23 protein-coding genes are annotated in these 26,665 nt (G+C 45.2%); 10 read left to right on the top strand and 13 right to left on the bottom strand.

Annotated elements, in window-relative coordinates:
• Window positions 1–62: 62 nt before the first annotated feature.
• From ygfZ to dbpA, 5 genes are all read left to right on the top strand, one after another.
• A complete protein-coding gene (ygfZ, locus tag IE070_RS10930; RefSeq protein ID WP_189483222.1) occupies window positions 63–1,031 on the top strand; it encodes a tRNA-modifying protein YgfZ in 969 nt (322 codons plus the stop codon).
• A gap of 9 nt (window positions 1,032–1,040) precedes the next feature.
• Entirely contained in the window at window positions 1,041–1,526 is a 486-nt protein-coding gene (locus tag IE070_RS10925; protein ID WP_189483221.1) for an FKBP-type peptidyl-prolyl cis-trans isomerase, read from the top strand.
• Between the two features lie 204 nt (window positions 1,527–1,730).
• Complete coding sequence (locus IE070_RS10920) at window positions 1,731–2,681, top strand: M23 family metallopeptidase (RefSeq protein WP_189483220.1); 951 nt, start codon at window positions 1,731–1,733, stop codon at window positions 2,679–2,681.
• A gap of 8 nt (window positions 2,682–2,689) precedes the next feature.
• Complete coding sequence (locus tag IE070_RS10915; protein WP_229797037.1) at window positions 2,690–3,016, top strand: bactofilin family protein; 327 nt, start codon at window positions 2,690–2,692, stop codon at window positions 3,014–3,016.
• A 74-nt stretch (window positions 3,017–3,090) separates the two neighbouring features.
• Window positions 3,091–4,479, top strand: a complete 1,389-nt coding sequence (dbpA, locus tag IE070_RS10910) for an ATP-dependent RNA helicase DbpA (protein WP_189483218.1) — start codon at window positions 3,091–3,093, stop codon at window positions 4,477–4,479.
• Window positions 4,480–4,562: 83 nt separating this feature from the next.
• Here the strand turns inward: dbpA and arfB are convergent, their stop codons facing one another.
• The 3 genes from arfB to yaaA all read right to left on the bottom strand — a co-directional run bounded on the left by arfB (window position 4,563) and on the right by yaaA (window position 7,152).
• The gene (arfB, locus tag IE070_RS10905) at window positions 4,563–4,979 is read right to left on the bottom strand and encodes an alternative ribosome rescue aminoacyl-tRNA hydrolase ArfB (protein ID WP_189483217.1); all 417 of its coding nucleotides are present in this window, start codon (window positions 4,977–4,979) and stop codon (window positions 4,563–4,565) included.
• Between the two features lie 39 nt (window positions 4,980–5,018).
• Window positions 5,019–6,317, bottom strand: coding sequence for an inosine/guanosine kinase (locus tag IE070_RS10900; RefSeq protein ID WP_189483216.1), 1,299 nt, complete (start codon window positions 6,315–6,317; stop codon window positions 5,019–5,021).
• Window positions 6,318–6,378: 61 nt separating this feature from the next.
• Complete coding sequence (yaaA, locus tag IE070_RS10895) at window positions 6,379–7,152, bottom strand: peroxide stress protein YaaA (RefSeq protein WP_189483215.1); 774 nt, start codon at window positions 7,150–7,152, stop codon at window positions 6,379–6,381.
• A gap of 260 nt (window positions 7,153–7,412) precedes the next feature.
• On the opposite strand from yaaA, the gene tal reads away from it, so the two are divergent.
• The 3 genes from tal to IE070_RS10880 all read left to right on the top strand — a co-directional run bounded on the left by tal (window position 7,413) and on the right by IE070_RS10880 (window position 10,370).
• Entirely contained in the window at window positions 7,413–8,363 is a 951-nt protein-coding gene (tal, locus tag IE070_RS10890; RefSeq protein ID WP_189483214.1) for a transaldolase, read from the top strand.
• 18 nt (window positions 8,364–8,381) lie between these two features.
• Window positions 8,382–10,010, top strand: coding sequence for a glucose-6-phosphate isomerase (gene pgi / locus IE070_RS10885; RefSeq protein ID WP_189483213.1), 1,629 nt, complete (start codon window positions 8,382–8,384; stop codon window positions 10,008–10,010).
• Between the two features lie 186 nt (window positions 10,011–10,196).
• On the top strand, window positions 10,197–10,370 hold the full coding sequence (locus IE070_RS10880) for a DUF3545 family protein (RefSeq protein WP_189431374.1): 174 nt from the start codon (window positions 10,197–10,199) through the stop codon (window positions 10,368–10,370).
• A gap of 161 nt (window positions 10,371–10,531) precedes the next feature.
• Here the strand turns inward: IE070_RS10880 and ung are convergent, their stop codons facing one another.
• From ung to IE070_RS10855, 5 genes are all read right to left on the bottom strand, one after another.
• Complete coding sequence (gene ung / locus IE070_RS10875; RefSeq protein ID WP_189483212.1) at window positions 10,532–11,197, bottom strand: uracil-DNA glycosylase; 666 nt, start codon at window positions 11,195–11,197, stop codon at window positions 10,532–10,534.
• A complete protein-coding gene (thrC, locus tag IE070_RS10870) occupies window positions 11,197–12,480 on the bottom strand; it encodes a threonine synthase (RefSeq protein ID WP_189483211.1) in 1,284 nt (427 codons plus the stop codon). Before thrC ends, ung begins: the two co-directional genes overlap by 1 nt.
• A 3-nt stretch (window positions 12,481–12,483) precedes the next feature.
• Window positions 12,484–13,437 (bottom strand): homoserine kinase, encoded by a 954-nt coding sequence (thrB, locus tag IE070_RS10865; RefSeq protein WP_189483210.1) that lies wholly within the window; start codon window positions 13,435–13,437, stop codon window positions 12,484–12,486.
• Between the two features lie 4 nt (window positions 13,438–13,441).
• Window positions 13,442–15,898: a bifunctional aspartate kinase/homoserine dehydrogenase I gene (thrA, locus tag IE070_RS10860; RefSeq protein ID WP_189483209.1), complete on the bottom strand. Its 2,457-nt coding sequence runs from the start codon at window positions 15,896–15,898 to the stop codon at window positions 13,442–13,444.
• Window positions 15,899–16,266: 368 nt separating this feature from the next.
• Window positions 16,267–17,214: a sensor domain-containing diguanylate cyclase gene (locus IE070_RS10855; protein WP_229797036.1), complete on the bottom strand. Its 948-nt coding sequence runs from the start codon at window positions 17,212–17,214 to the stop codon at window positions 16,267–16,269.
• A gap of 224 nt (window positions 17,215–17,438) precedes the next feature.
• Here IE070_RS10855 and IE070_RS10850 point away from each other — a divergent pair, with 224 nt between their 5' ends.
• Together IE070_RS10850 and IE070_RS10845 are read left to right on the top strand one after the other, a co-directional pair.
• Window positions 17,439–19,178: a sensor histidine kinase gene (locus IE070_RS10850; RefSeq protein WP_189483208.1), complete on the top strand. Its 1,740-nt coding sequence runs from the start codon at window positions 17,439–17,441 to the stop codon at window positions 19,176–19,178.
• A 40-nt stretch (window positions 19,179–19,218) separates the two neighbouring features.
• Window positions 19,219–20,139 carry a recombination-associated protein RdgC gene (locus IE070_RS10845; protein ID WP_189483207.1) on the top strand — a complete coding sequence of 307 codons (921 nt, stop codon included), beginning with the start codon at window positions 19,219–19,221 and terminating at the stop codon, window positions 20,137–20,139.
• A 209-nt stretch (window positions 20,140–20,348) separates the two neighbouring features.
• Here the strand turns inward: IE070_RS10845 and IE070_RS10840 are convergent, their stop codons facing one another.
• From IE070_RS10840 to IE070_RS10820, 5 genes are all read right to left on the bottom strand, one after another.
• The gene (locus IE070_RS10840) at window positions 20,349–21,188 is read right to left on the bottom strand and encodes an HDOD domain-containing protein (RefSeq protein ID WP_189483206.1); all 840 of its coding nucleotides are present in this window, start codon (window positions 21,186–21,188) and stop codon (window positions 20,349–20,351) included.
• 85 nt (window positions 21,189–21,273) lie between these two features.
• Window positions 21,274–23,898: an ATP-binding protein gene (locus IE070_RS10835; RefSeq protein ID WP_189483205.1), complete on the bottom strand. Its 2,625-nt coding sequence runs from the start codon at window positions 23,896–23,898 to the stop codon at window positions 21,274–21,276.
• Between the two features lie 100 nt (window positions 23,899–23,998).
• Entirely contained in the window at window positions 23,999–25,288 is a 1,290-nt protein-coding gene (locus tag IE070_RS10830) for an NCS2 family permease (RefSeq protein WP_189483204.1), read from the bottom strand.
• Between the two features lie 99 nt (window positions 25,289–25,387).
• Window positions 25,388–25,600: a (Na+)-NQR maturation NqrM gene (nqrM, locus tag IE070_RS10825; protein ID WP_189483203.1), complete on the bottom strand. Its 213-nt coding sequence runs from the start codon at window positions 25,598–25,600 to the stop codon at window positions 25,388–25,390.
• Between the two features lie 8 nt (window positions 25,601–25,608).
• On the bottom strand, window positions 25,609–26,634 hold the full coding sequence (locus IE070_RS10820; protein ID WP_229797035.1) for an FAD:protein FMN transferase: 1,026 nt from the start codon (window positions 26,632–26,634) through the stop codon (window positions 25,609–25,611).
• Between the last annotated feature and the right edge of the window lie 31 nt (window positions 26,635–26,665).

The raw sequence follows: 26,665 nt of genomic DNA, 5'->3' as shown, positions 1-26,665 counted from the left end.
TTGAGCTTTTACACCAAGCCCCAATCTCATTACTATCACGAGCAATATGAAAGATACCGGCAATGCAAACAACTTGGCTTTCTGCAGAACAATACGCGCAACTCTCCTCTCAAGTTCAAGGCGCTTTTATTTCTCCGTTACCCGCTTTTCAAGTATTGAACATTAGCGGCCCTGATCGCGTAAAGTATTTACAGGGACAATCGACCTGCGATCTGACGCAACTCACCTCAGACAGTTTTTTACGAGGCGCCCATTGCGATGCCAAAGGGAAAATGTGGTCGATTTTTCATGTCTTTCAACAGGCGGATACACTGCAGATTATCGCCTTTCGGGATGAATTAAACGCTTCTACGCTGCAATGGCAAAAGTTTGGCGTATTTTCCAAGGTTACATTTGAGCGCTCAGCGCACCATGCTGTTTTCGGTATAGGTGGTGAGGGTGCTGAGCAATTAATTGAAAAAATGGGCTTTACTCCGCCGCAAGCCAATGGCGAACTACGTCGATTGCACGACGCGACATTATTAAGACTGGAAAAAGATCATTATCTCTTGGTAACATCAGCGAGTGAGGCTCAGCAATTAATGCAGAATAATCTGCCCTTAGCAGCGTCAACCCTATGGTTAAAGCAACACATACTACAGGGTTTTAGTTATCTGGAGCAGCCCCTAATAGGCGAGCTGGTACCCCAGATGCTTAACTTGCAAGCTGTTGATGCCATAAGCTTCACTAAAGGCTGTTATGTTGGCCAAGAAACGGTGGCACGTTTGAAATATCGCGGCGGTAATAAACGCGCAGCGTACATTTTACATGCGGACACCGTTGAGTGTCCCGTTGCCGGTTCAGATATTGAGCTGCAATTGGAAAATAACTGGCGCCGAGTTGGCCAGGTCGTTAACGCAGTGAACATTAACAATCAACTATGGTTGATTGCATTATTGCCTAACGACATAACACCGGCAGACGCTTTGCGGTTAAAGTCTGAGCAACCCATAGTGTTGCAGCAACTACCGCTACCATACTCCCTTAATTAAGAGGTTTGCATGACCATTTCTCAAGACAAAGTTGTCGCCATTCACTACACCGTTACCGACACAACCGGTAATCAACTTGATTCTTCTTCCGGCGGCGAACCTCTGGTGTTTTTATTCGGCCATGGCGCGTTAATCCCAGGTTTAGAACAGGCGTTGCTTGGCAAACAGGCCGGCGAAACGTTCTCTAGCCAAATTGCCGCCGCTGATGCCTATGGTGAGCGTCATGATCAGTTAGTTCAAGCGGTGCCTAAATCAATGTTTGAAGGGATGGACGTGGCTGTGGGTATGCGTTTTCGCGCATCAGGACCCGATGGCCGTGAACAACCCGTGATTATTATTGATGTCACTGAGGAAGAAGTTGTAGTAGATGGTAACCATCCCTTAGCCGGCATTGAACTTCGCTTTGATGTTGAAGTAGTGCTGGTTCGTGATGCTACTGCCGAAGAATTAGCCCATGGCCATGTCCATGGCTTAGATGGCCATGCTGGACACTAACACTAAGGTGTGCACTGGCATATCGCTACTAAAACCGCTTTTTTGGCGGTTTTTTTGTAAAAAAACGCTATTAAAACAATTATAAAGCGGTGCTAACGGCTTAAAACCCGCAACATATGCCTTATGAACTGCTTGACAGCCAGCACAAAGCCACATATTTTTAGCCATCGTATTTAACCCATTTCGAGTAAAAAACCACCGCTGATGAAAGATCGTATTACTATTTCAATATCAAGCGTAAACGGAACCCGACATTTTAATATCGGTAAGATATTCAAACGAAATGCGGTTATCGGTCTGTGGCTAGTACTCTTCTCTGTACTGATCACTGCTGCGGTTATTAATTATCTGATGCATACCGTAGATCAAGCCAAAACAGAACAACAATTACTCACTGAACAAACTACCGTTTTACAAGAGCAACTTGCACAATTAACGGCCGCGAGAGAAACCCTCGAACATGAGCTGACCCTAAAACAAGATGAGATGACTCAAGTCACCCAACGATTAGGTGAAATTGAGGTAAGTTTAGGCTTAGAACAAGATCTTGATCAAAACTTCGAAGCACGTTTAGATATTGCTACAGTAACCTCTAGCGCCAGAATGGCCATGTTACAACTTGTGCCAAATGGCTCACCATTAGATTTTAACAAACGCTCTTCACGCTACGGCGTGCGCACTCACCCCATCTTAGGCAAACGCAAACATCATAATGGTATTGATTTAACCGCACCCAGAGGTACGGCCATTTATGCCCCAGCTGATGGTGTCGTAGAAGTGGTTAGACGCAGTAATAGTGGTTATGGCAATTTATTAAAGATCCGCCATGCCTTTGGCTTTGCCACACTCTATGCCCACTTAGACAGTTTTAATGTTGCCAGTGGAACCTTTGTTCACAAAGGGCAGCTTATTGCAAAGGCGGGTAACACAGGCAGCTCAACTGCACCGCATTTACATTATGAAATTCATTTTCTAGACCGTTCACTCAATCCACAACATTTTATGGAATGGGATTCAGGCAATTTCGATCTCTTGTTCGAAAAAGAAAGGAGCATCAAATGGGATTCTTTGGTCACTATGCTGCAAACCAAGGCAAGCACACAATTACAACTGTCATCGCTGAAGGATGTGTCTGCCACGGAAGTTGCCGAGTAAACGGGGACATGCAAATAGATGGCGAGTACGATGGTGATATTGATTGTCGCAGTACCGTTATCATTAGCAGCTCAGGTAAAGTGACGGGCGAAATCCGTGCTGATAAAATCATGATTAACGGGCAGTTTGAAGGCAACATTTTTGCCAACACGGTTGAAATTCTCGCGCAGGGGAAAGCCCAAGGTGTATTACATACCGATAATCTCTGCATTGAACGTGGGGGCAGCTTTTTGGGGGAAACGCATTTAGCACAATCACAACAACAAAGCCTATTGCTAAATGAACAATCTACCGCCACCTCTCTGAACGTAGGCTTTAGCTCCGCAAACCCATAACGACCAAAATTGATGTTATAATATGGTACTTTTTGCACAAACACAGGGTTTGTGCGGGTTGCAGGATTTTTGCTTTGACTCATCCAACATCATTTAACGCCTTTGCGTTACCCCAGGCACTGTTAGACACACTTGATAGCCTCGCGTTTCATCATGCTACCCCCGTTCAGGCGTTAAGCCTACCTGCGATTCTGGCTGGTAAAGATTTATTGGCACAAGCCGCAACTGGCTCCGGTAAAACCGCCGCCTTCGCCCTGGGGATCCTAAGCAGACTGAATGTGAAACGCTTTCGTGTGCAAAGTTTAGTCCTATGCCCTACCCGTGAGTTAGCAGAGCAAGTTGCCACCGAAATTCGGACGCTGGCTCGTGGCATTCATAATATTAAGGTATTGACCTTGTGCGGTGGTGTACCAACCAAAGGTCAAACCCTTTCATTGGAACATGGTGCGCATATTATTGTTGGCACACCTGGCCGAGTATTGGATCATTTACAGCAGCAACATCTGCAGTTGGATGAATTGAGTATGCTCGTGCTAGACGAGGCTGATCGCATGTTAGAGATGGGGTTTGCCGACGACATGCAGCAAATTATTGCCGCAACGCCTGCACAACGCCAGCAATTGCTGTTTAGTGCGACCTTTGCGCCAGCAGTAAAAAAATTAGCTGATGCCCTGCTTAAATCACCAGAGCATGTTGTCATCGACAGCCCAGCCGCCAAGGCTAGCATCGCGCAGCAATTTTATCTGCTGCCATCACCTAACGATCGGCTTAGCGCCACGGTGCGTTTATTGCTGGCAAAAATGCCTACCAGCTGTGTCATCTTTGCGAATACCCGTAAAGAAGTACAACAGCTTACCGAACACTTGCAACATGCTAAGTTTAGCGTCGCGGCATTACACGGTGATTTGGAACAACGCGATCGCGAGCAGCAACTCTTACAATTTGCCAATGGTAGCTTACAATTGCTGGTTGCTACCGACGTTGCCGCCAGAGGCTTGGATATTGAAAAGCTTGATCTCGTCATTAATTATGAGTTGGCCCATGATACCGACACCCATATTCACCGTATCGGCCGCACGGGCCGCGCGGGTGAGCAAGGCGTGGCTTGCACCCTTTATACCGAGCAAGATGGCTATAAAATCGGCTTACTTGAAGATGTACTCGCCCAGCCCATTACGCCAGAAACCCTACCCGAATTACGCCAAGTTCCCCCCCCTATTCCGGCCATGATCACCTTGGAAATCGATGGCGGTAAGAAACAGAAACTGCGCCCAGCCGATATTGTCGGTGCGCTCACTCGGGATGAGCAAGTGGCATTTGCTGATATAGGTAAAATACAGCTGCAAGAAACACGCGCCTATGTAGCAGTGCGTCGCAGCGCATTTAAAGCGGCATTGCAGCAACTAAATAACAGTAAAATGAAAGGCCGAAGCTTTCGCGCTTATCGCTTAACACCGGCCTAATGGCCGTGTGCTCTATCGAGGTAACAGTAGGGGGAATCCCCCCCTTCATACCCTTAGCGCAGTGTTATACGATTAGCACAGTGCTATTCAAAGGTTTTTTGACGTCGCAGCAGCTTGGTTAATCCTTGCTGCTTTTTACTTTCTAAGCGTTTCAATTGACTGCTAAAGCTTGGCTTGGTTGCCAAACGTTTTTTTGGGGTTTTGGTTACGCTTTGCAGCAACAGAATAAATTGCTTTAGGGCTATTTCGCGGTTTTGCTCTTGGCTGCGACTTTGTTGGCATTTAATCACAATCTTGCCGCTTTGCGTGATTCGATGATCCGCAAGTTGACTTAATCGTGTTTTATACAATTCCGGTAAACTTGAGCTGGCTATATCAAATTGCAGTAATACTGCAGTTGATACTTTATTCACATGCTGGCCACCTGGGCCAGATGCGCGAATAAATTGCCAACTGATTTCTTCATCTGCTAACTGCAGCGTAGGTGTAATAGTAATCACGTGCTAATACTCCAGCCCCAAGGCGTAGTACAAATAGGATCACCGCTCCCAATACGCTTCTTCTAAGCTATCTTCACGCTCGGGTAAGCCTTTCGATAGGCGCGGTGCATTTTGTACCAGTATTTCATAACTGACCCGGTTAGCATACTTACAAAGCTGTGCAAAAGACGAATACGCCAGATAAGCCTGCTCATGTTTACTGGATAACGGCTGTACCTGTTTATGGTAATGATTTGCTGCCATATCATGCAGAATAGCCGCTAAGGCGCCATCACCTGCACCATTGGTATTTTTAATCCGCTCAGGCCCGCCCAAATAAGGATCTATATGCGAGTAAACCTTTAAGGGTTGCCGGCAATCTTTTCGCAACATAGGACGACTAAACTCATAACGGTTAAAATCGGCTAACGTGGCCGATTTAATCGGATTACTGCTTTCCCGTTTAATCGGCTCGTCCGTGTATCCACACAAATATAAGCCATCAGCCCCAGCGGTGATCAGTACCATATCGGTAAATTCTAGCGCAGCTTCTGCCGCCAATAAGGGATCAGTAAACCCGGTCAGCGCTTCTGCTTCTAACTCATTCATCGCCAGCACATTCACATAGCGATTAACGGTTTGCAAAATCTGCTCCCGATTCTCTTCTACCAAATGCCGTGTGCCTAAACTCATCACTACAGGCACCTGATGCGCATTGGCATCCGCTAAGGCTTTTAACATAGCTTGCTGGATAGGTTGTCCGGTCGCCCGTAATGGATAGGCACTTACAACAAATGCCGCGGCTGCAGCAATAATGTCGGTAGGAATATAATCAGGGGCAAGCTGATCCATATCGCTAGGATCAATCACGAAAGTACGTTCACCATCGGGTGTAATCATCGTTATACCACGGCCAATATCACCCGCCACACCTTGCAAACGATTCATATCAACTTTCGAACTGGTGTGACACACGTAATGGTAGGCAGGTGAACCTAGAGCAATATTGGCCGACATAACGCCAAGCAACACCGATTTATCATCAGCCAGTACAGAATAATTATGAATAGTATTGCCAATCGTTCCGCCCGCAAAATGATCCGAAATAGCTTGCTCAACCACTAATTCATGATAAATCCGATTGGCTTTTTCGTGCCCCACCAAATTAGATAAGCCTTTAGGAATATTATGCTTGGCTAAGAAATCATCACTAACACTGGCAACGACATCAACGATTGTTTGATCGAGACCCACAATATAGGTATCTAATTCCGGACGCACTTCAAAGCTAGGTAACTGGGGTTTAGGTTGAGAGACAGGAAAATAATGCTTAATTTTGCGTAGACCAGGAAATTTCATAACGTAGGCTCACCAAAGGACAGACCGGTATTTTACCAAAAATACCGGCAAAAAAGTAATGTCAGTTTGCTTCACGCAAAAAAACAGGCTTGTCAGCAGTTGAATCTGCTGCACTGTAGTAATACCCAGCGACATTAAACGCGCTTAACTGCGCGGCAGAGGTTAAACGTTGCTCAATAACATAGCGTGCCATCAAGCCACGCGCTTTTTTGGCATAAAAGCTAATGATTTTATACTGACCATTTTTGTAATCTTTGAACTCTGGCGTAATAATACGGGCGTTAAGTTGTTTTTTGTCAACGGCCTTAAAATATTCTTGAGAGGCTAAATTAAGCAGCGTATCGCTCTGCAAAGCCGATAATTGTTGCTGTAAATGATTGGCGATTTTACTTTGCCAAAAAGCATATAAGTCGGCACCGCTTCGATTGGCTAGTTTTGTGCCCATTTCAAGGCGATATGCCTGCATTAAGTCTAAAGGTCGTAATACACCATACAAGCCACTTAAAATGCGTAAGTGTTGCTGTGCAAAAACCAAATCCTCTGCCGTTAAGCTTTCGGCAGCAAGGCCTTGATACACATCACCATTAAACATAAAAAGTGCGGCTTTAGCATTATCTTGTTGAAAAGGCGGTTGCCACTGCGCAAATCGAGCCGCATTTAAGCCAGCTAATTTGTCGCTAATATGCATTAATGATGCTAAATCGCTCGGCGTTAAGGCCTTGCACACCTGTGCTAATTCTGTGGCGTCAGCCAACAACGCCGGTTGCGTTACCGATACAGTGGGCGAATAAGGCGTTAAATCCAAATCTTTGGCGGGCGAAACAACCATTAACATAGGACGATCTCTCTAAAGTAAAAAAAGTAAGCAGGTTATCCCGCCTGATAGCGACTTGAGAGCTTGCAGACGGCGCTGACGCCCATTATGCTGTTTAGCAGCATGATTGCAAAAGGAATCTGCAAAACGATGCCTAATCGATTAGGCTTCCCCGTGGCCAGGTCGTAAAATGTTGTTTTTTTATTACACATTTTCCACACATTAGGCCAAATAGCCGTATAATTCAGCATATCTCTGCACTTAAATGGTAATTAAACAACATGAATGATCTCTTAAGTCAATTAAAAGCCGTAACAACCGTGGTAGTAGATAGCGGCGATCTCGGCGCCATAGAACAATTTCGGCCGGTAGATGCCACCACAAATCCCTCTTTACTGCTGAACGCTAGCCAATTGGACTTTGCTAAACCTTTACTGGCGGCTGCAGTAGCCTTTGCTAAAACACAAACCGATGACGCTGCAGCACAGTTAAGCCTAGCTAGCGATAAATTCGCTGTAGATGTCGGTACCGCTATTAGCAAACTGGTACCAGGCCGTGTCTCTACTGAAGTGGATGCGCGTTTATCATTTGATACCACAGCAACGTTGGCGAAAGCCCATCAATTAGTGGCACTTTATCAACAAAATGGCATTAGCAAAGATCGGATCTTAATCAAAATTGCCTCTACTTGGGAAGGGATCCAAGCCGCAAAAGTGTTGGAGCAAGAAGGCATTCAGTGTAATTTAACGTTATTATTTCATATGGCACAAGCCCGCGCCTGTGCCGAAGCCGGCGTGTTTTTGATCTCTCCTTTTGTCGGCCGAATTTTAGATTGGTACAAAGCCAATACGAAACAAGAGTACACCGCAGAAACCGATCCTGGCGTTTTGTCGGTACGGGAAATTTATCAATTCTTTAAGACGCATGGCTATCCTACCGTGGTAATGGGCGCCAGCTTCCGAAATGTTGGCGAAGTTTTAGCCCTTGCGGGATGTGATCGCTTGACGATTAGCCCAGGCTTACTGGATGAATTAAGTCAGCAACAAGGGGAACTGGTGGTGAAACTACAAGATACCGGTGCAACGCAACCTAAACCGCTCCCCCTAAACGAACAGGCATTCCGTTGGGCGTTAAATGAAGATGCCATGGCAACCGAAAAGCTCGCTGAGGGCATTCGTAAATTTGCCATTGATCAACGTAAATTAGAAGATGTGATTAAAGCGCAGCTTTAAATCATTGGGGAGAAGAGTATGTCGATTACGTTATCAGCGTTGTTGCAACCTTTAGCGCAGCAGCAACCGCCTTTACGTGAGCTGTTTGCCGCAGAACCGGGTCGCGCCAAGCGCTTTAGTGCTAAAGCCTGTGGCATTTACCTAGATTATTCTAAAAATTTAATCGACGAACAAAGCTGGCAGACACTGCAGCAATTGGCGGCACAAAGCCCCATTAAACAGCTTTGCCAACAAATGCAGGCGGGGGCCGCAATTAACAATACCGAGCAACGGGCTGTCTGGCATACCCGTTTACGGCAACAAAATTTGAGCAACCTCTCGTTAGACGGTGAAGATATTGGTGCGGCAATTTTAGCTTGTCGCGAGAAAATGGCGGCATTGATCACGCAATTGCATCAGCAACAGTATATTGGCTACCAAGGCCAACCTATTACAGATGTTGTTTGGGTAGGCATTGGTGGCTCACTGTTAGGGCCACAAATGGCCGTTGAGGCTTTAACACCCTATCATTGTAGTCCGGTCAAATTGCATTTTGCCGGTAACATTGATGGCGCGGTGGTTAGCGATATTACGCAAGCGTTAAATCCGGCTACCACTCTGGTTATTGTCGCGTCCAAATCATTCGGAACCGAAGAAACCAAACAAAATGCGTTAGCGCTGCGCCAATGGTTTCAAGACGCTGGCGCTGACAGTTCCGCTATTGCACAACATTTTTGGGCAACGTCCTCCAACATCCAAGCGGCAGCCGATTTTGGGATCATTGAGCAACATATTTTACCCATGTGGGATTGGGTGGGCGGCCGCTATTCTCTTTGGTCTGCTATCGGTTTCCCCGTGGCACTCATGATTGGCAATGACGCCTTTGCCCAGTTATTGAACGGCGCGGCTGACATGGATCAACACTTTTTCAGCACGCCATTTAGCGAAAACCTGCCGGTGATCCTAGCATTATTAGGCGTGTGGTACATCAATGGGTTTGGCTGCCAAGCACAAGCGCTGCTGCCATACAGTCATTATCTACGTTTACTGCCCTCCTATGTGCAACAACTGGATATGGAGAGTAATGGTAAATCAGTCGATCGCGCTGGGCATGCCCTAACCGATGCTACTGCCCCCGTTATTTGGGGAGATGCTGGGACTAATGGCCAACATGCTTATCATCAGTTATTGCATCAAAGCCAATTAAAAGTGCCTGCAGATTTTATTCTGCCGTTGCAGGTAAGCCATAATTTATCTGATCAGCATCAACGTCTGGCGGCACATTGTTTTGCACAAACCCAAGCACTTATGCAAGGTAAAACCTTGCAAGAAGCCACAGCAGAATGCTTAGCACAAGGTCTGTCGGAGCAAGCGGCGGCTGCGCTGGCACCCCATAAAGTATCCCCCGGCAATAAGCCCAGTAATACGCTACTACTGGATGAGTTATCGCCATATCATCTTGGTGCATTAATTGCGCTTTACGAGCATAAAGTGTTTTGCCAAGGCGCTATTTGGGAGCTAAATAGCTTTGATCAATGGGGGGTTGAATTAGGTAAACAACTGTCTGGCCCCATTTATCAGGCATTAAGTGGTAAAACATCGGGTAACTTTGATAGCTCAACCGCCCGTTTAATTGCGCATTTCTTAGAAAGTCGAGCCGCGCAATAGTCATCGGCACTTTTGGCACCCGTTGCCGAATACCTTGCTTAGTAAAGGCTGCTTTTGCAGCCTTTTTCTTTGGTGTGTCATCAGTCTGTCACGTATTACGGTTATTTTTGTTTCAATTTCGACCAAAGTATGGTAGAAACTTTGTTGAAAATAACAACAATAATCCACATCAGATGAGGCCGTAATATGGAAAGCTTCGAAGACTTACTGAATATGTTGGAACGCCCCGCGGCAAAAACCCGTGCGGTTAAACGTAAATGGCGTGAAATTGAAGAATTGAAGGAGCGCCAGCGCTTAAAAAAAGAGCTTTGTGATATCGATTGGACGATAGAACCTGAGCTAAGTGATATCGAATTATAAAAAATGGCTCACGGATTTCCGTGAGCCATTTTTTTTCGGTTCCTGTTTAAGCCGCCTCACTTTGCTATTTCGCCCTGAATAAAGCGAATAGCGGGTGAGCATACGCTTAGGCTCGAGGAAATCACTTGCTAGCGCCTGACTGATCACAGTCAGTGTCGCTATCAGTACATGACACTGTGCCAGTTAATGGGCTTTTGTCCTTTTGACACTAAAAGGCTATTGGTCTGTAAAAAATGACCACAGCCTATAAACCCCCGATGTGCTGACAACGGGGAGGGATGTGGCGCCATTAAAATCGCATGACGCTTACCCTCTATTAACGTGGCTTTCTTCTGGGCATGCGATCCCCAGAGCAAAAAAACCACATGCTCGGCATGTGTACTGATTTGCCGAATCACTTGATCGGTAAAGTTTTCCCAGCCTAATTTTCTGTGAGAATTGGGTGTATTGGCTTCAACGGTCAGTATGGTATTCAACAGTAACACCCCCTGCTCTGCCCAGCTTTGTAAAAAACCGTGTTTAGGGGGCTGAAAGTCTGCATACTCCAACGCTAACTCTTTATAAATATTTACTAAAGAAGGCGGCACACGCACACTGGTGCGAACCGAAAAAGCCAAACCATGTGCTTGGTTCGGCCCATGATAAGGATCTTGCCCTAAAATCACCACTTTAAGATCGGCAAAGCGAGTTAACTTAAACGCGTTAAAAATTTCGCTATCTGCAGGATAAATCACCGTACCGTTAGCACGACGTTCCTTGATCTGTGCTAAACAGTGTTGAAAATAAGGCTGTTGCTTTTCCTCGCTCAGTAGCGCTTGCCAGTCCATTAACGTTGTACCACTTGACGAATAACCTGTTCTAAGGCCGCAAATTCTGCAGGAATATCTAGGTTTAATCCTGGCTCTGCTGCGCACTGCGCTAACACAGCCGGCAACGCAATCGGATTCCCTAAGATATTTTCAACTTGCTCTTTAAACTTTGCTGGATGAGCCGTACCTAAAAAGATACCTACTTCACCAGGCTGTAAACTGCGCTTTAAGGCTTTATAGGCTATCGCTGCGTGTGGCTCACTTAAATACCCTTCTTGTGCCAAGATACGCATACCCAGCTGTGTGTCATCCTCATCTACCGCCACCGCTTCAATATCGCTTCGGGCAATCATCCCTTGCGCTAATAACGCTTCAACTCTCGGCCAGTTATTTGGCGCACTAACATCCATAGCATTTGAGAGAGTCGGGACTGTAGCATGCGGCTGCCACACACCACTTTGCCAATAACGGGGAACTGTATCGTTAGTATTAGTTGCAGCAACCATGCGCTTAATAGGGAGACCTAATGCTTTGGCAATTAAGCCAGCGGTTAAATTACCAAAATTACCACTGGGTACAGCAATGACGACCTGATCGCGCTGCTCAGCGGGAACCTGCGCAATCGCTTCAAAATAATAGCAAATTTGTGCAAATAATCGACTAATATTAATTGAGTTAGCTGAATTAATATTAAATTCGCTGACCAAGGCCTTATCATCAAATACCTGTTTTACCAGTGCTTGGCACTGATCAAAATCGCCATCTACCGCCAAGGTGGTGATATTTTCACCCAGCGTGGTAAATAGTTTTTCCTGTAAAATACTGATCTTGCCTTTAGGGTATAAAATAACGACCTGCACACCAGGCTGGCGAAAAAAAGCATGTGCTACGGCTGCCCCGGTATCGCCCGAAGTCGCGGTAACAATGGTCGTGTGTTGTTGTTGCTGGGCCTTTGCTAAGGCCTGTGCCATAAAGCGCCCACCAAAGTCTTTAAATGCTAAGGTTGGGCCGTGAAACAATTCTAAACAATGCATATTTGCATTAACAGCCACAAGCGGTGCTGGAAACGTAAATGCCTGACTCACCATCTCGCGTACTTGCTGCGGGCTTAACTCATCACCAATTAACGCCGATAAAATTTCGGCGCTGCGCTGTACTAAAGGCAAACTCAGTAAATGATTGATATCAAGTTTTGGCCATGAGGTTGGAAAAAATAATCCTTGTTGCTGCCCCAGACCTTGACGAACGGCTTGTAAAAAACTCACCTGCTCTGCAGGTACTTTTAAATTAGTTAATTGCATTTGTTAGTCCTCGAGCGCGCGTGCGCCTAATGTCGCTAAACGACACACTACCGTGAGCGCATCCTGATTTTTTGCATAATGACGTTGCAGATAGTCTGCGGTTTCCGTTGCCAGCGCTTCATTCTGGCATACGGCAAACAACGTTGGTCCTGCCCCAGAAATCCCTAAATGTGCAACCCCCTCAGCCATTAATGTCTGACGCAGCGATAACAATTCAGGGATCAGAGGGAGACGTGCGGGCTCCGCAATAAGATCGTGTAATGCACTGACCGCATCCTGCTCATCGTCACTGTACAGCGCACTAATGAACCGGCTTAATGTCCCCGCAAAAGCGATACTATGCGCTAATGATAACTGCTGCGGCAATACCTGACGTGCAGCTTTGGTTGATAACACTGTACCGGGATAACACAGCACCACCCGCCAGTGAGCAAACCAAGGTAACTGGCGACACAATTTTGGACTTTCCGGCAGCATCAATTGCAAGCCCCCTAAGTAAGAAGGCGCAACATTATCATAATGCACGCTTCCACTTACGCCCCCTTCGGCAATCGCCATTAAGGTTAATAATTGTGTTTGAGTAAAAGGTCGACCAAAATAGTCATTAAAGGCATAAAAGGCCACCACAATCGAACAGGCACTGGAACCTAAACCACTGCCTACGGGTAAATTTTTGTGCAGATGCAAACTGAGGCGAGGTAAAGGTTTACCCAATGCCTGCTCAAAGGCATAAAATGCCTGAGTAATCAGATTTTCCGTGGTATCGGCAGGTAGCTGGTGCACATAGCGACCACTGATCGTTAACGATAATTGTGGTGTTTCTGCAAGAATGTCCAGCACATCGCCCAACAAACTGCCATCAATCGGCTCAAAAGCGGCCCCTAATAAATCAAATCCTACCGAGACATTGCCCGTGGAGGCCGGCGCATAATAACGTTTTATAACCTGTTTTTGCATAAGACTATACCTGTTGCTGCCAACTTAGTGTGCGCAGAATATCGCTAAACACACCCGCAGACGTTACAGCGGCCCCGGCGCCATATCCCCGTAAGACAAAGGGGATCGGTTGATAATAGCGGCTCAGTATAGAAAGCGCATTTTCGCCATCTTTCACTTTAGCTAATGGATGATCACTCGCTAAGGCCTTAATCGCCACTTTACATTTGCCTTGGCGAATTTCACCTATATAACGAAGGACTTTGCCTTCTGCTTTCGCCTGCTGCAATTTTGCAGTAAATACTGAATCGACTTCTGTTAACCGCGCCATAAAATGCTCTACACTGCCACTCGCATCAAAATCAGCAGGCAACACCGATTCCACCTCAACATCAGACAGATCCAAAGACAAACCTGACTCGCGCGCCATAATTAACAGTTTGCGTGCGACATCCATCCCCGACAGATCATCACGCGGATCCGGCTCAGTAAAGCCCATCGCTTTGGCTTTTTCGGTTACTTTTGACAACGCCACACCGGCTTCTAACTCTCCAAAGATATAAGACAATGAACCCGACAAAATACCTTCAAACGCTAACAGTTCGTCACCCGCATTGATTAACCCTTGCAGCGTATCAATTACCGGTAAACCAGCACCTACCGTGGTTTCATACAAAAAGCGACGACGTTGCTGCTGCGCAACCGCACGAAGCTTATGATAATAATCAAGACTGGAAGTATTGGCTTTTTTGTTAGGCGTCACCACATGAAAGCCCGCAGCCAAAAAGTCGACATACTGATCAGCAACTTGCTGCGCACTGGTGCAATCCACTAGAACCGGGTTAGTTAAATGCTGCTCTTGTACAAAACGGTTTAGTGCTGTTAACGAAAATTGCTCGGTAGCCGCCGGTAATTGTTGTTGCCAACTGTCTAAAGCAATACCCTCTGCCGCCAGGAGTAATTGCTTACTATTGGCAATACCATACACGGTTAGTTTGACTTGACGTTGTTTTAAAAACGCTTGTTGGCGATGGATTTGTGCCAGTAATTCGGCGCCTACAACACCACATCCCACTAAAAACACATCAATACTAGGAATATGACTAAAAAAGTTTTCGTGACAGACCTTTACCGCATTTTGACAGCTGCGTTGTTCCACGACTGCCGAAATTGAACGCTCGCTGCTATCTTGGGCAATAGCGACAACGTTGACACGGGCTTGTGCTAACGAGGCAAAAAACTTGGCGGCGACGCCTTGATGTTGCCGCATACCATCTCCCACCAAACTCACAATCGCCATATCCGATAAAATACTTAAGGGACGCAGCAGTTTATTTTGCAATTCTAACTCAAACTCGGCTTCCAAGGCTTTTTTCGCCGCGGTTAAATGCAATTGTGGGACACAAAAACTAATACTGAATTCAGAAGACGATTGAGTGATTAAACTCACAGAAATTTGTGAACGGGCCATGGACGCAAAGACGCGACTGGCCATCCCCACCACACCTTTTAAGCCGGGTCCAGACACAGTAATTAATGCCAAATGCTCTAAACTTGAAATGCCTTTAACCAATGCCTCACCGTCTCCTTGTACATCAATACAGGTTCCTGGTGCGCTCGGGTTTAAGGTGTTTTTGATATAACAAGGGATCTGGACTCTGGCTAACGGGCCAATCGTTTTTGGGTGTAACACTTTTGCACCGAAATACGACAGTTCCATGGCCTCATCGTATGAAAGCCGATCAATTAAACGCGTTTGTTTAACCTGGCGCGGATCCGCACTGTACACACCATCCACATCTGTCCAAATTTCACAGGCGCTAGCCCGAATAGCGGCTGCAATGACTGCGGCAGAATAATCAGAGCCATTGCGTCCAAGCAGTGCGGTTTCACCTTGTGCGTTACTGGAAACAAAACCGGCTAACACATAGACAGCCGCATGGCGTTGAGCAATTGCCTGCGTTAAGGTTACCGACGTGGCAGAAACATCTGCTGTGGCATTCAGATAATCGCCCTGACTTTTTACTAATTGCACAGCATCTAGCGCAATTACATCTGCCCCCTGCGCCTGTAACAGGGCAGTCATTAAGGCGACACTAAATTGTTCACCTAACCCTAAAATTTGCGCCTTAATATGATCAGGACAAAAACGTAACAAACTCATGCCCTGTAATTGCCAGCTCAATTGTTGAATTTGCTGGCTAATTAGCTGCGAAACTCCGGCTTTTTGCTGTTCACTTAAGTATGCCACTGCATTTAATAACAACTGATAACGCTGTTCTAATTGGTTAAGTAATGCCTGAAAATCTGTGCCTAAGTAGGCCAAATCGGTTAGTTCTACTAGCGTATTGGTCACGCCTTGCGGCGCAGATAACACCAAACATACTTGCTCGGTAGCAGCCTGTTGCATCACAATCTCGGCCACTTCAGAAAATCGGCTTACTGACGCCAATGATGACCCGCCAAATTTTAGCACTCTCATATCTTTCTCCTCGCGCCTTCAAGTCTTTCCCATTGCACTTTGCGCATAACCCCTTTGGTTTGTGCTTTAAGCTTTTTGGGTATCCGTAGTTTTGTTATCGTAGACCAATAGCCTAGTAAAAAGGCTAAAAAAAAGGCCCGAACCTTTGAGGTCACGGGCCTTTTTACAGACAACACACCGCCGACCTCCTACCCCGCAGGGTTGGTGGTAATAATAATGGTGGTAAGTGCTGACATTTTTATTTTCATAGAGACACTATGCACAGACTTTTAGACGTCTGTCAAATTTTTTCTGTGGCTTGCTACATTACCGGTTTAAAACCGTTGCACGCCCAAACACCGCAAGCGAACCATTACCCTCTCAAGCGACTAGCCAGCTTTTGCGGCTAATGTATAAACACTGGTTTGATCGCGTCCAGCGCACTTGGCTTGATATAAAGCCTGCTCCGCTTGTTGAATTAACGCATCTGCTAGCGTAGCCGTTTCATACACACTAATCCCAATACTCATGGTAAGGTGCAGCTTCGGATGCTGAGCTAACAGCACCTGTTGAGCCAACTGCTTTTTCATACGATTAGCCACTTCAATAGCACCAACCAACGGGGTGTCAGGCAAAATCAGGGCAAACTCCGCCCCTGCAAACCGTGCGAATAAATCATTATCACGTAATAAGGCAGCAATCATTTTGGCGAAGGCCTGTAAAACCATATCGCCTTGCTGATGACTATATTGATCATTAAACGCTTTGAATCGATCAATATTAAACAATAACAACGCTAATGGTCGTTCATACCGTTCAGCCCGCGCAATTTCTAGCGTAAGTTGCTGCTGCCAAAACGTTCTATTCATTAACCCGGTTAAACTGTCTTGTCGTTCATGCAGTTTTAATTGTTGTTGCGTAAACAACAACTGAGCATGATAGCGTACTTGTTCTGATACATCTTGGATCCACAGGCAAAGATGCAACTCGCCGCTATTTGGATCCCGCAGTGGCATCAAAGTACAGTTTTGAGCCATATAGCGTTGCGCGTGTTCCTGTACTGTTTGCCGGGGAAATTTAAGGAGGTATAAACGTTGCTGCCAGCTGATTTGCTCTGGCGTTTGTTGCGTTAGCACCGCCTCAATTTTTCGATTAAACCATGCCTTTGGCACTTCTGGAAATGTGGAAAAAAACGACTTTCCAAGCAGTTCACGTTCAGGTAACTCACTATATCGACAAATAAACTTATTAACATAAACTATTTTACAGTGGGAGTTGAGAACAATCACGCCACCCGGTAACTGTTGCACCATGCTATTAATAATGGATGAAGACAAAAGTATATTCCTTAACACGCAAGCCGCTATTGCTCAATGTAACGCAAAATAGAACACGACTAAAACACATTTGGTATAAACATATCGCTATTTATACCACTAACGTAAAAAACCCCTAGCTAAATCCTGACTATTTTTACTAAGCTATTTTAAATAGCCATTATATTCGCTATGGTAACCACTGTTGATAGTGGATATCTTGCTCGCTAACCCAGGGTGATAACATGCAGCAACAAAGTCTGTCAAAAAAGCTGCTGACAAAAGTCTTATCGGTGTATTTTATTCTTACACTCGTTGTAACGGTCGGCCAAGTTTTTGCCGAATACTATAATGCTAAAAACTATATTAAAAACGAACTCAGTACGCTGCAACAAACCTTTGCAGGCAGCCTCACTCGGGCAATTTGGGAACTAAATACACCACAAACATTGAACATAGCCGATGGATTATTGGCAATCCCCAGTATCGAAGGCATTATTATTCGTGATGATAATGGCAGTATTATTACGCAGTCAGGGCGTTTTATTGATATTCAACAACGTTTCAGTAATCAATTAGTGCAGCAAGAGCTTAGCCTCAGCGAGCAACAATCTGGAATTTTTGGTTATTCATTTCCTTTAATTTTCGAATTCTCGGGGCGCACCAGCCAAGTAGGTGATGTCACGCTTTTTTCTAGTCGTAACATCGTAATTGAGCGCATTGAGGTAGGTTTATATTTTTTATTTTGTAATGCGGTATTAAAAACCACGTTTTTAATTATTCTCTTTCTTATTGCCTTTCGCCGCTATTTAACCGAACCCTTGGCCGATCTAAGCCGTCAAATAGAAGATTTAGAACTGGAGCAATTAGACGGTTCCAAAATACGTATCTCAGCCGATGAAGGCGCCGAACTGACCGCCATGGCAGGTGCTTACAATCGCCTAATTGCCCGCTTACAAGATTATCAAGCGCAATTAAAACAAACGCAGCAACAACTTCTGTCTTCGAATAACAAACTCGATCAACAAAACCTATTACTTGAGCAAGAAGTCGCGCGTAAAACCTCAGGGCTAAGTCAAGCCATGATGGATTTACAACAACAAAAACAAGAGTTATTGCAGAAAAAACAATCTTTGCGTGAAGAAATTGAGCAGCGCCGACAAACTGAACTTGATTTACGCCAAAAACAACGCGAGCTTGAAGAGACCATTGATAATTTAAACCAAGCCCAAGATCGCTTAGTTCAATCTGAAAAAATGGCTGCCCTTGGCGGTTTAGTCGCAGGCATCACCCACGAGGTCAACACACCAGTGGGTATTGGTGTGACTGCCACCAGCTTTTTAGCCGAGCGAATCCATCAGTTGGGTTTTGCGTATCGCGAAAAAACCCTCACCCCTAAAATGCTCGAAGATTTTTTATCCGAAGCGCAGCAAAGTACTGAATTACTGCAATCAAACCTAAGCCGTGCTTCCGAGCTTATTGCGAGTTTTAAACAAATAGCGGTAGATCAGGCTAGCGAAGCCACTCGAACCATCAATCTTTGTGAGTATTTGCACGAGATCACCCGTTCTTTACAACCGCATTTTAAAAAGACACGCCATCAAATCGAAATTAACTGTGCGGATAATATTATTTTTGATTGCCCCGCAGGCGCCATATCACAGATTTTTACGAATCTACTGATGAATTCCTTGATCCATGGTTTTGACAATATCTCACAAGGCTTGATCCGGATCACGGTAACCGATGACGCAGACAATATAGATATCCGTTACACCGATAATGGTAAAGGCTTACCCCCTGAGCAACTTAATCAACTGTTCCATCCCTTTTTTACCACTAAACGCGATCAAGGCGGCAGTGGGTTAGGCGCACATATTACTTACAATTTAGTGCGGCAAACCCTTGGGGGTAGCATTGAAGCAACGAGCCAAGTTGGTCAAGGTTTGCATTATCACATCTGGTTCCCAAAAAAAATAAAATAACGGTATACTGCGTTTTTTAAAAAATGGAAATAAACGCGTTATGTGGTTTAAAAATGCCCGTGTGTACAAATTAAGTGCCCCTCTTACAACCGATATTGTGGCGTTAGAAAGTGCCCTCGCAGAATATAAGTTTAGCCCTTGCACGGGTCAAGAAGCCGTAAGAACCGGTTTCAGCTTTCCACTGCATCCCAGCATTAAACAGTATTGCCATCAACAAGCACAGCGCTGGTTTTTTGCTGTTAAAAAGCAAGAAAAAGTTTTACCCGCAGCGGTAATTAACGAAGAGTTACAACCTAAAATTGAAGCCGCTGAACAAGAGCAAGGTCGTTCCTTAAGCCGCAAAGAAAAACAAGCGTTAAAAGATGATCTAATTCAAAGTTTGTTACCCAGAGCATTCAGCCGCTCGCAGCTAACACAAGGCTATTATGACGTAGAGCATCAATGGATCGTGATCAATACCAGTAGTGCCAGTAAAGCTGAAGATATGCTGGCTTTATTACGTAAGGCCTTGGGATCTTTACCTGCGTTGCCTTGGCTTGATAATCATAAATTAAATAGCCACTTACAAATGTGGTTAGCTGCTGAAGCGTTACCAGGAACCTTCCAACTGGGTGCCGACGTTGAACTTAAAGCTCCTGATGAAGAAGGCGCCAAAGTACGGTTTAGTAATCATCTGCTTAGCGCGGACGAGGTACAAACCCATTTGCAAGACAAACTGGTCACGCGTATTCGGCTAGAGCAGCCTGAAGGCATGGGACTGACAATGGCAGACGACGGTGGCGTTAAGCAGCTCAGCTATCCTGATAGCATTACAGAGCAAAATGATGAATTAGGTTGGGAAGACTTAGTAACGCGATTAGATGCAGACTTACTGCTAATGGCCGACAGTGTAAACCACGCTTTATTAGCCATTAGCAAACAGGTTAATGCGTTAAGCGATCAGGAAGTCCCTACAAGCTGAACTGCCCAGCTGGCTATGTCGGCTACACTTAACAAATCACCAAAGTAGAACCTCTGAAGCGTTACCCGTAATTGCGGGTAACGCGTTGACCGCCCAGTTGGTAATCACTTTTCACCACTAACGAAATACGCTGAGCTGGCTGCAGAGAGTCTTAATTTCTAATCCCTTGAATCTTGACGCTCTTCCGCTCGCGGTTTGCTCTTTCATCGCTATTGAAATAGTGCGTGAATATCTTGATATAAGCTGGCGATATTTGGCTGCTGCATAAACTCGGGTACGGTGACGACTTGCATCGCAATATATTGAGTTAAAAGCTGATGTTGCTCTTCAGCTGATTTATAGTACCCTCGCTCAATGGCGGCTAAGCGGATAAAGTCAGTATAATCCGGAACGGAATTGGCCCTACACACCCGCCAGCTTTTTGCGGCTAACTGAAACTCTTCAGCAAATCCCCAGGCTTTTAACACTTTTACGCTGATATAGGGCGCAGCTTTATCAATAACACTTTGCAAAAATAAGGGATGCCCAAACACGTCAGGATGACGCTCAGCTTCAGTAATCACCGCCAAGGCACCAATATTATGCACTAAGGCACACAGTGTCATGACATCGCTACTTAACACACAGGCTGGCTGCGTAGCTTGATACGATTTCAAACAGGCCACCGCGATTGCGGCCACATGAATATTTTCACGCCATAGTTTACCTAAATGCTGTTGTACTTGTTTGTATTCTGAAACAAATAATTGTTCTATCGCCAAAGCCGTCGCAACATTTTTAATTTGACTCAAACCAATGCGGGTAACTGCCTGATTTAAGGTATTGACCTTAATGGAACGGCCCATAAACGCACTGTTAGCAATTTTCATCATACGCGCGGACAAGGCAGGATCTTGCGCAATCACATCGGCCATTTGAGCCAAACTTACCTTAGGATCATCTGCCCGCTGCCGAACCCGTAAAGCAATTTCAGGTAAGGTGGGTAACACTAACCGATCGTGACGAATCTTATCGTCCAAAATAGTCAGTAACGCTTGTTGTGCACTCATGTCATCCTCGTTCTACTGATTTTTATGCTACACATGTCTCTGCTACAAGCCAAGTGATGGCAAGATGAGACCGTATTCTCTCTGACTAACCCTGAATACTTGCCTGCATTTTAGTTAATAACGCAGCCACATCATCTGCATTATGTTGTTTACTGGCTTGCTCTAACAGCCCAGCTAATAAGGTGACGTGTGGAAAGCCCATACTCCCTGCGCTACCTTTTAAACTATGCGCTGCAAAGGTCAGTGCGGCCCAATCATCGTTTGCGGCATATCGTTGCAGCATGCTCAATTGTTCTGGCAGTTGCGCTGTAAATTGGGCAATCAGTGCTTGCATGGCAGGATCCGCTGCGAGTTGTTGCTCCAACTGACTTAATGCAGGCATACTTGTTTTGGCAAAACGCGCCAAAATAGCTAAAAACTCTTTTTGTAACACAGGCTTGCCTAGCAAGGCTTGACAACCCGCTTGACGATAACGCTCCGCGTCTTCGGTCATGACATTAGCAGTAACCGCAACAATCGGAACTTTTACCCCCGCTAAGCGCAGTAATTTAGTCGCCTCTTCCCCACCCATAATCGGCATTTGCATATCCATAAAAATTAAATCAAACTTGCCAGTTAAGGCATGCTCAACCGCTTGATGGCCGTTAACCACCAGCTCGTAACTTACGCCAACCTGCTGCAACATTAAGCTTAATAATAATTGATTATCAGGGTTATCTTCCGCTACCAACACATGTAAGTTTAATTGTGCGTACGAAGGGGCGACTTCACGAATTAGAGTCTGAGGATGATAAGATTCGATTAGTGGCGTAGCAGCGGGTAGCTGGAAAAGCAGCTCAAAAGAACTACCAATACCTTTGACACTTTCGACCAGAATATCGCCATTCATCTGTTCCATTAATTTCTTAGAGATGCAAAGTCCCAACCCTGTTCCGCCGAAATCGCGCGTTACTGTGGCATCAGCTTGTACAAAAGGCTGAAACAACCTAGCAATTTCCGTACTGGTCATACCAATGCCGGTGTCTTTTACTTTAATCGACAACCGATGCAACGCTTCATCATAACTCACCTGCAGTATAACTTTGCCTTTGCGTGTAAATTTAACGGCATTACTGACCACATTAAGTAAAACTTGCCGCACGCGTAAACTGTCATTGTAAAGCAACTCTGGCAACGGAAATTGCAGTACTCGCTGACAAATCAGCCCTTTTGCCTCAGCTTGCTCCTGCGCTTGTTGAAAAACATCGTCTAGCATCGCTAAATAGCAAAAGTTTTCAGGTACTAATTCTAACTTATCTGCTTCAATTTTTGATAAGTCCAAAATATCATTAATTAAGCCAAGCAAATGTTCACTGCTGCGTAACACACGATTTAAATAATCAGCGCGTTTTTCTTGTTGTTGTTCTAAAAGCGCTTGTTCACTAAAGCCAATTATCGCAGTTAACGGTGTACGAATTTCATGGCTCATGTTCGCTAAAAATACGCTCTTTAATCGGTTAGCTTGCTCTGCAACTTCTCGCGCTAGGATAAGCGCTTGGTTGGCTGCAGCTAAATCGTCATTTGCTCTAGCAAGATCTTGGGTTCGACGTAGCACTTTGTCTTCTAATTGCTGCTTATAAGCTAACTCACGTTCGCGATAAACTCGTAATTGCCGCACCATAACATTAAAGGCAGCAAACATATCCCCTAGCTCATCTTGTTTATCTACCGTTAAGGTAATCGACAAGTCACCACGACCTACTGCTGTTTTTGCCGCAGTTAATTGTTTTACCGGTTCAAAAACATGCGTAATTAACAATTGATAAATAAACCATGGGACGAGCACACAACACACAAGGGTAAGCAAAAGACTTAGCTGTGGCCAAGGAGTAAATTTACGGTATATTTCCTGCTGATCTACACCATAAATTAATTGATATGCACCAATTAAGGTACGACCCACTAATAATTTTTGCTGACCAAGTAACATTCCCGTTTGCAGCGTCGGCTGATCAACACTTTGCTGAATAGTGCGATAGTGACTCGGTGTAAAAGCAGTACCAATTAGTGCTTGATTTGCAGCATAGGCAATAGTGGCTGAGCGGTTAACTAACAAGGTTATACTATTAGGTGTGATAGGATTAGCTGCAACACTCACAATCGGCTTAGGATCAACAACCAGCAATAAATATCCCCATACTTGACGATTGCTGGCCACACTAGGCGTATACAATTTTTGCACAAAAAATAATTGTAGCTGTCGCTCATCACCGTCAGGGGCTAAAAAGATACTTTGCTCTTCAATCATCGCTTGAACAGCTGAAAAATATTCGTTTCGAAAACGGTTTGGTATCGCAGAATCATTGGCGCTTATTGGAAAACTGGTCGCCTCTTCACCATTAATATCTAACAACTTAATGGAGAGTAACGCATCATCTTGTGCCGCAACATTGGCAAAAAGTTGATTTACTGCTTGTGTGGACGTCCCTGCTGGTGCACTCAAATATCGGGTAAGCTCCTTCGCCGTAGCCATAAAAGCGAGGCGTGTTTGCTGTACTCGTAAGTAATCATGCACATAGTGTTGCTGCTGATGAATACGCTCAGCCACGTATTGATACACTTGGAGATCGCGCGCCAAGCTACTATAGGAGTAAGCGAGGTAACCCAATAACGCCAAGGGTATTATCAATAACGGCAAAATATATACGAGCAGTGTTTCGCGAAGCCTCATCCTGGCGTTGGCCTGTTAAGTTTTTTTAGGAAAGAATTTACAGCATACTCAGCATTCACACGAGCGACAAGACTTTATATGGCAGCAAACACCGCTATATTCACGCAAAGATAAATTTTGCCAGAAAAATACTGGCTAACACCCAGACACTGATACTCGTCCGCTGGAGTTGCCCCGTTAGTAAACACAGCAAGGCATAACAAATAAATCCCATACCAATACCATCCGCTATAGAAAACGTTAATGGCATCATAATTAAAATCACTGCGACAGGTACCGCTTGCAGCACGTCGTCCCACTCCACATGCTGCAAACTGGTCAGCATTAAGGTTGCAACATACAATAAAGCGCCTGCAGTGGCATAGGTCGGTACCATGGCGGTTAGAGGGGAAAACCATAATGCCAATAAGAAACACCCGCCGGTGACCACGGCAGTCAGCCCCGTACGACCGCCTGCAGACACTCCACTGGTACTTTCTACATAGCTTGTTGTCGTAGACGTGCCCAACAAAGCGCCGACCATACTGGCACTGCTGTCGGCAATGAGAGCTTTGGGTAATTCAGGGACAGTACCATCGGCTTGCATCAGTCCGGCTTTTTGCGTAACGGCCACTAAGGTACCCGACGTATCAAAAAGATCTAAAAAAAGCAGCGTTAATACAACGGGAATAATGCTTAAGGTCAACGCCTCGTAAAAATTCAACTGTAAAAAGGTTGGCGCTAAAGATGGCGGCACGGCTAACACACCACTAAACTGGCTATCACCTAATAGCAGGCTAACTAAGCTAACCAGCATAATGCTAACCAATACCGCGCTATGCCAGCCTCGATGCGCCAGCGCAAAAATAATAAAAAAACCAAGGAGCACTAACAGGACCTGGGGACTGTGCAAGTCACCAAGAGTGACTAAGGTCGCAGGACTAGCAACAATAATATTCGCCGTCTTAAGAGCAATTAGCGCTAAAAACATGCCGATACCTGCCGCGATCCCCATTTTTAGCGGTAAAGGAATACTATTGATAATCCATTCCCGCACCCGGAAAAGACTTAACAGTAAAAATAATGCGCCCGAGAAAAACACCGCAGCCAAAGCCGTTTGCCAACTGTAGCCTTGTTCTATAACAATAACATAGGTAAAAAAAGCATTAAGTCCCATACCCGGCGCCAAAGCGATAGGCAAGTTAGCGAGTAGCCCCATCAACAAACAACCTAAGGCTGCGGCTAAGCAAGTAGCAACAAATACCGCCCCATGATCCATCCCGGCTTGCGCGAGTAGGCTTGGATTGACAAAGAGAACATAAGACATGGCCATAAAGGTGGTGAAACCTGCCAAAACCTCTCGTCGTAACGAACTTCCACGCGCAGACACTTTAAAAAACTGATCTAACATGCATCGTCTTCCGTGATAAGCAAATACCGGCTACCAATACCTCAATACTGCCCATCTATTAAACTGCCATAGGGATAAAAATGCGCTTATATTTGCGTATTAGATAATTTTATTATCTTGCCAAAATTTTTCTTTTTCCAAACGCTTTTGGCGTTTTTCACAGGGTTTATCGCAATCACAAGCCTTATCGATATTTAATTCACCCAAACCGCCACAGCTGCCCGCTAACGTTTTACGCTGCAATAAATATCCTGCGGCCATCGCCAGCACAACTAATAAAAACAAGCCAAAAGTGAGTAGAAAAATAGTCATAATAGTCCTCATTGCTCTAATAAATAGGGTCTAAACGCATCAGAGTATCGCTCTTCGAACCCCTGATCAGTTTTAACGATTAATAACACCGCAATCTGATGTGTATTCGCGAACGCAAGCGCTTCATCCACTGGCAACACATTTAACGTAGTAGCGTAAGCATCAGCAGTCATTGCGGCAGGATGCAATACCGTACTGGACACAGTTCGGTGTTGAATCGGCATACCTGTGCGCGGATCAATTAAATGGGAGTAACGTATGCCATTTTCTTCAAAATAATTTCGATAATCGCCTGAGGTAGCTAGCGACATATTTTCGACTGCGAGAATACGCTGTACTGCACGCGCCTGACTAACCGGTTTTTCTACCGCGATTTTCCAAGGCCCTGTCGGTTTTTCCCCACCTACACGCATATCGCCACCAATATCCACCATAAACTGCGTATAACCCTCTGCTAATAGGATCTCAGCCAATCGATCCACGCCATAGCCTTTGGCAATCGTTGATAAATCTACCGCGACACGGGGCTCATGTTTACGTAATACGTTTTCGTTTAAGGTTAATTTATCGATACCGACATAATCACGTATAGCCACTAACGCTGAAGATTCTGGAGCATGTGTAATACGCCCCTGCGCCCCAAACCCCCATAATTCAACTAATGGTCCTACCGTTACATCTAAAATGCCACCACTTTGCTCACCAATCCGCAGTGCTTCGGCAATAACACTGGCGGTCTGCGGCGATAACTGAAAAGACTCAGTAGTGAGTTGCCGGTTAAAGCGCATTAATTCTGATTCTGGCCGATAAGTGGACATCAAATCGTTTATCAATTCTAACTCTGTGTCCAATAAATGTTGTAAGGCCGTGAGTTCGGGTTGCTGCTCGGCATAAAATTTCACGATGTAATATGTGCCCATCGTTTTGCCTTCAATCTGGTATTCCTGCGCATGATGTGTTGGCTGGCATGCACTGAGTAACAAAACACCGACAACGAACAGACTACACCACATTGTATGTATCAATAATCTCATTAACCCTACTCCAACAAATAAAAAGGGGCGA

It is taken from the genome of Alishewanella tabrizica (assembly GCF_014652375.1).
Lineage (GTDB): Bacteria > Pseudomonadota > Gammaproteobacteria > Enterobacterales > Alteromonadaceae > Alishewanella > Alishewanella tabrizica.
This window is presented reverse-complemented; position numbering and strand designations above follow the sequence as displayed.

Excerpts from the sequence above, each read along its gene's own strand:
- ygfZ (WP_189483222.1), top strand. The coding sequence starts at position 63 with ATGCAAACAACTTGGCTTTCTGCAGAACAATACGCGCAACTCTCCTCT.
- IE070_RS10925 (WP_189483221.1), top strand. The coding sequence starts at position 1,041 with ATGACCATTTCTCAAGACAAAGTTGTCGCCATTCACTACACCGTTACC.
- IE070_RS10920 (WP_189483220.1), top strand. The coding sequence starts at position 1,731 with ATGAAAGATCGTATTACTATTTCAATATCAAGCGTAAACGGAACCCGA.
- IE070_RS10915 (WP_229797037.1), top strand. The coding sequence starts at position 2,690 with ATGCAAATAGATGGCGAGTACGATGGTGATATTGATTGTCGCAGTACC.
- IE070_RS10900 (WP_189483216.1), bottom strand. The coding sequence starts at position 6,317 with ATGAAATTTCCTGGTCTACGCAAAATTAAGCATTATTTTCCTGTCTCT.
- yaaA (WP_189483215.1), bottom strand. The coding sequence starts at position 7,152 with ATGTTAATGGTTGTTTCGCCCGCCAAAGATTTGGATTTAACGCCTTAT.
- tal (WP_189483214.1), top strand. The coding sequence starts at position 7,413 with ATGAATGATCTCTTAAGTCAATTAAAAGCCGTAACAACCGTGGTAGTA.
- pgi (WP_189483213.1), top strand. The coding sequence starts at position 8,382 with ATGTCGATTACGTTATCAGCGTTGTTGCAACCTTTAGCGCAGCAGCAA.
- IE070_RS10880 (WP_189431374.1), top strand. The coding sequence starts at position 10,197 with ATGGAAAGCTTCGAAGACTTACTGAATATGTTGGAACGCCCCGCGGCA.
- ung (WP_189483212.1), bottom strand. The coding sequence starts at position 11,197 with ATGGACTGGCAAGCGCTACTGAGCGAGGAAAAGCAACAGCCTTATTTT.
- thrC (WP_189483211.1), bottom strand. The coding sequence starts at position 12,480 with ATGCAATTAACTAATTTAAAAGTACCTGCAGAGCAGGTGAGTTTTTTA.
- thrB (WP_189483210.1), bottom strand. The coding sequence starts at position 13,437 with ATGCAAAAACAGGTTATAAAACGTTATTATGCGCCGGCCTCCACGGGC.
- thrA (WP_189483209.1), bottom strand. The coding sequence starts at position 15,898 with ATGAGAGTGCTAAAATTTGGCGGGTCATCATTGGCGTCAGTAAGCCGA.
- IE070_RS10850 (WP_189483208.1), top strand. The coding sequence starts at position 17,439 with ATGCAGCAACAAAGTCTGTCAAAAAAGCTGCTGACAAAAGTCTTATCG.
- IE070_RS10845 (WP_189483207.1), top strand. The coding sequence starts at position 19,219 with ATGTGGTTTAAAAATGCCCGTGTGTACAAATTAAGTGCCCCTCTTACA.
- IE070_RS10840 (WP_189483206.1), bottom strand. The coding sequence starts at position 21,188 with ATGAGTGCACAACAAGCGTTACTGACTATTTTGGACGATAAGATTCGT.
- IE070_RS10835 (WP_189483205.1), bottom strand. The coding sequence starts at position 23,898 with ATGAGGCTTCGCGAAACACTGCTCGTATATATTTTGCCGTTATTGATA.
- IE070_RS10830 (WP_189483204.1), bottom strand. The coding sequence starts at position 25,288 with ATGTTAGATCAGTTTTTTAAAGTGTCTGCGCGTGGAAGTTCGTTACGA.
- nqrM (WP_189483203.1), bottom strand. The coding sequence starts at position 25,600 with ATGACTATTTTTCTACTCACTTTTGGCTTGTTTTTATTAGTTGTGCTG.
- IE070_RS10820 (WP_229797035.1), bottom strand. The coding sequence starts at position 26,634 with ATGAGATTATTGATACATACAATGTGGTGTAGTCTGTTCGTTGTCGGT.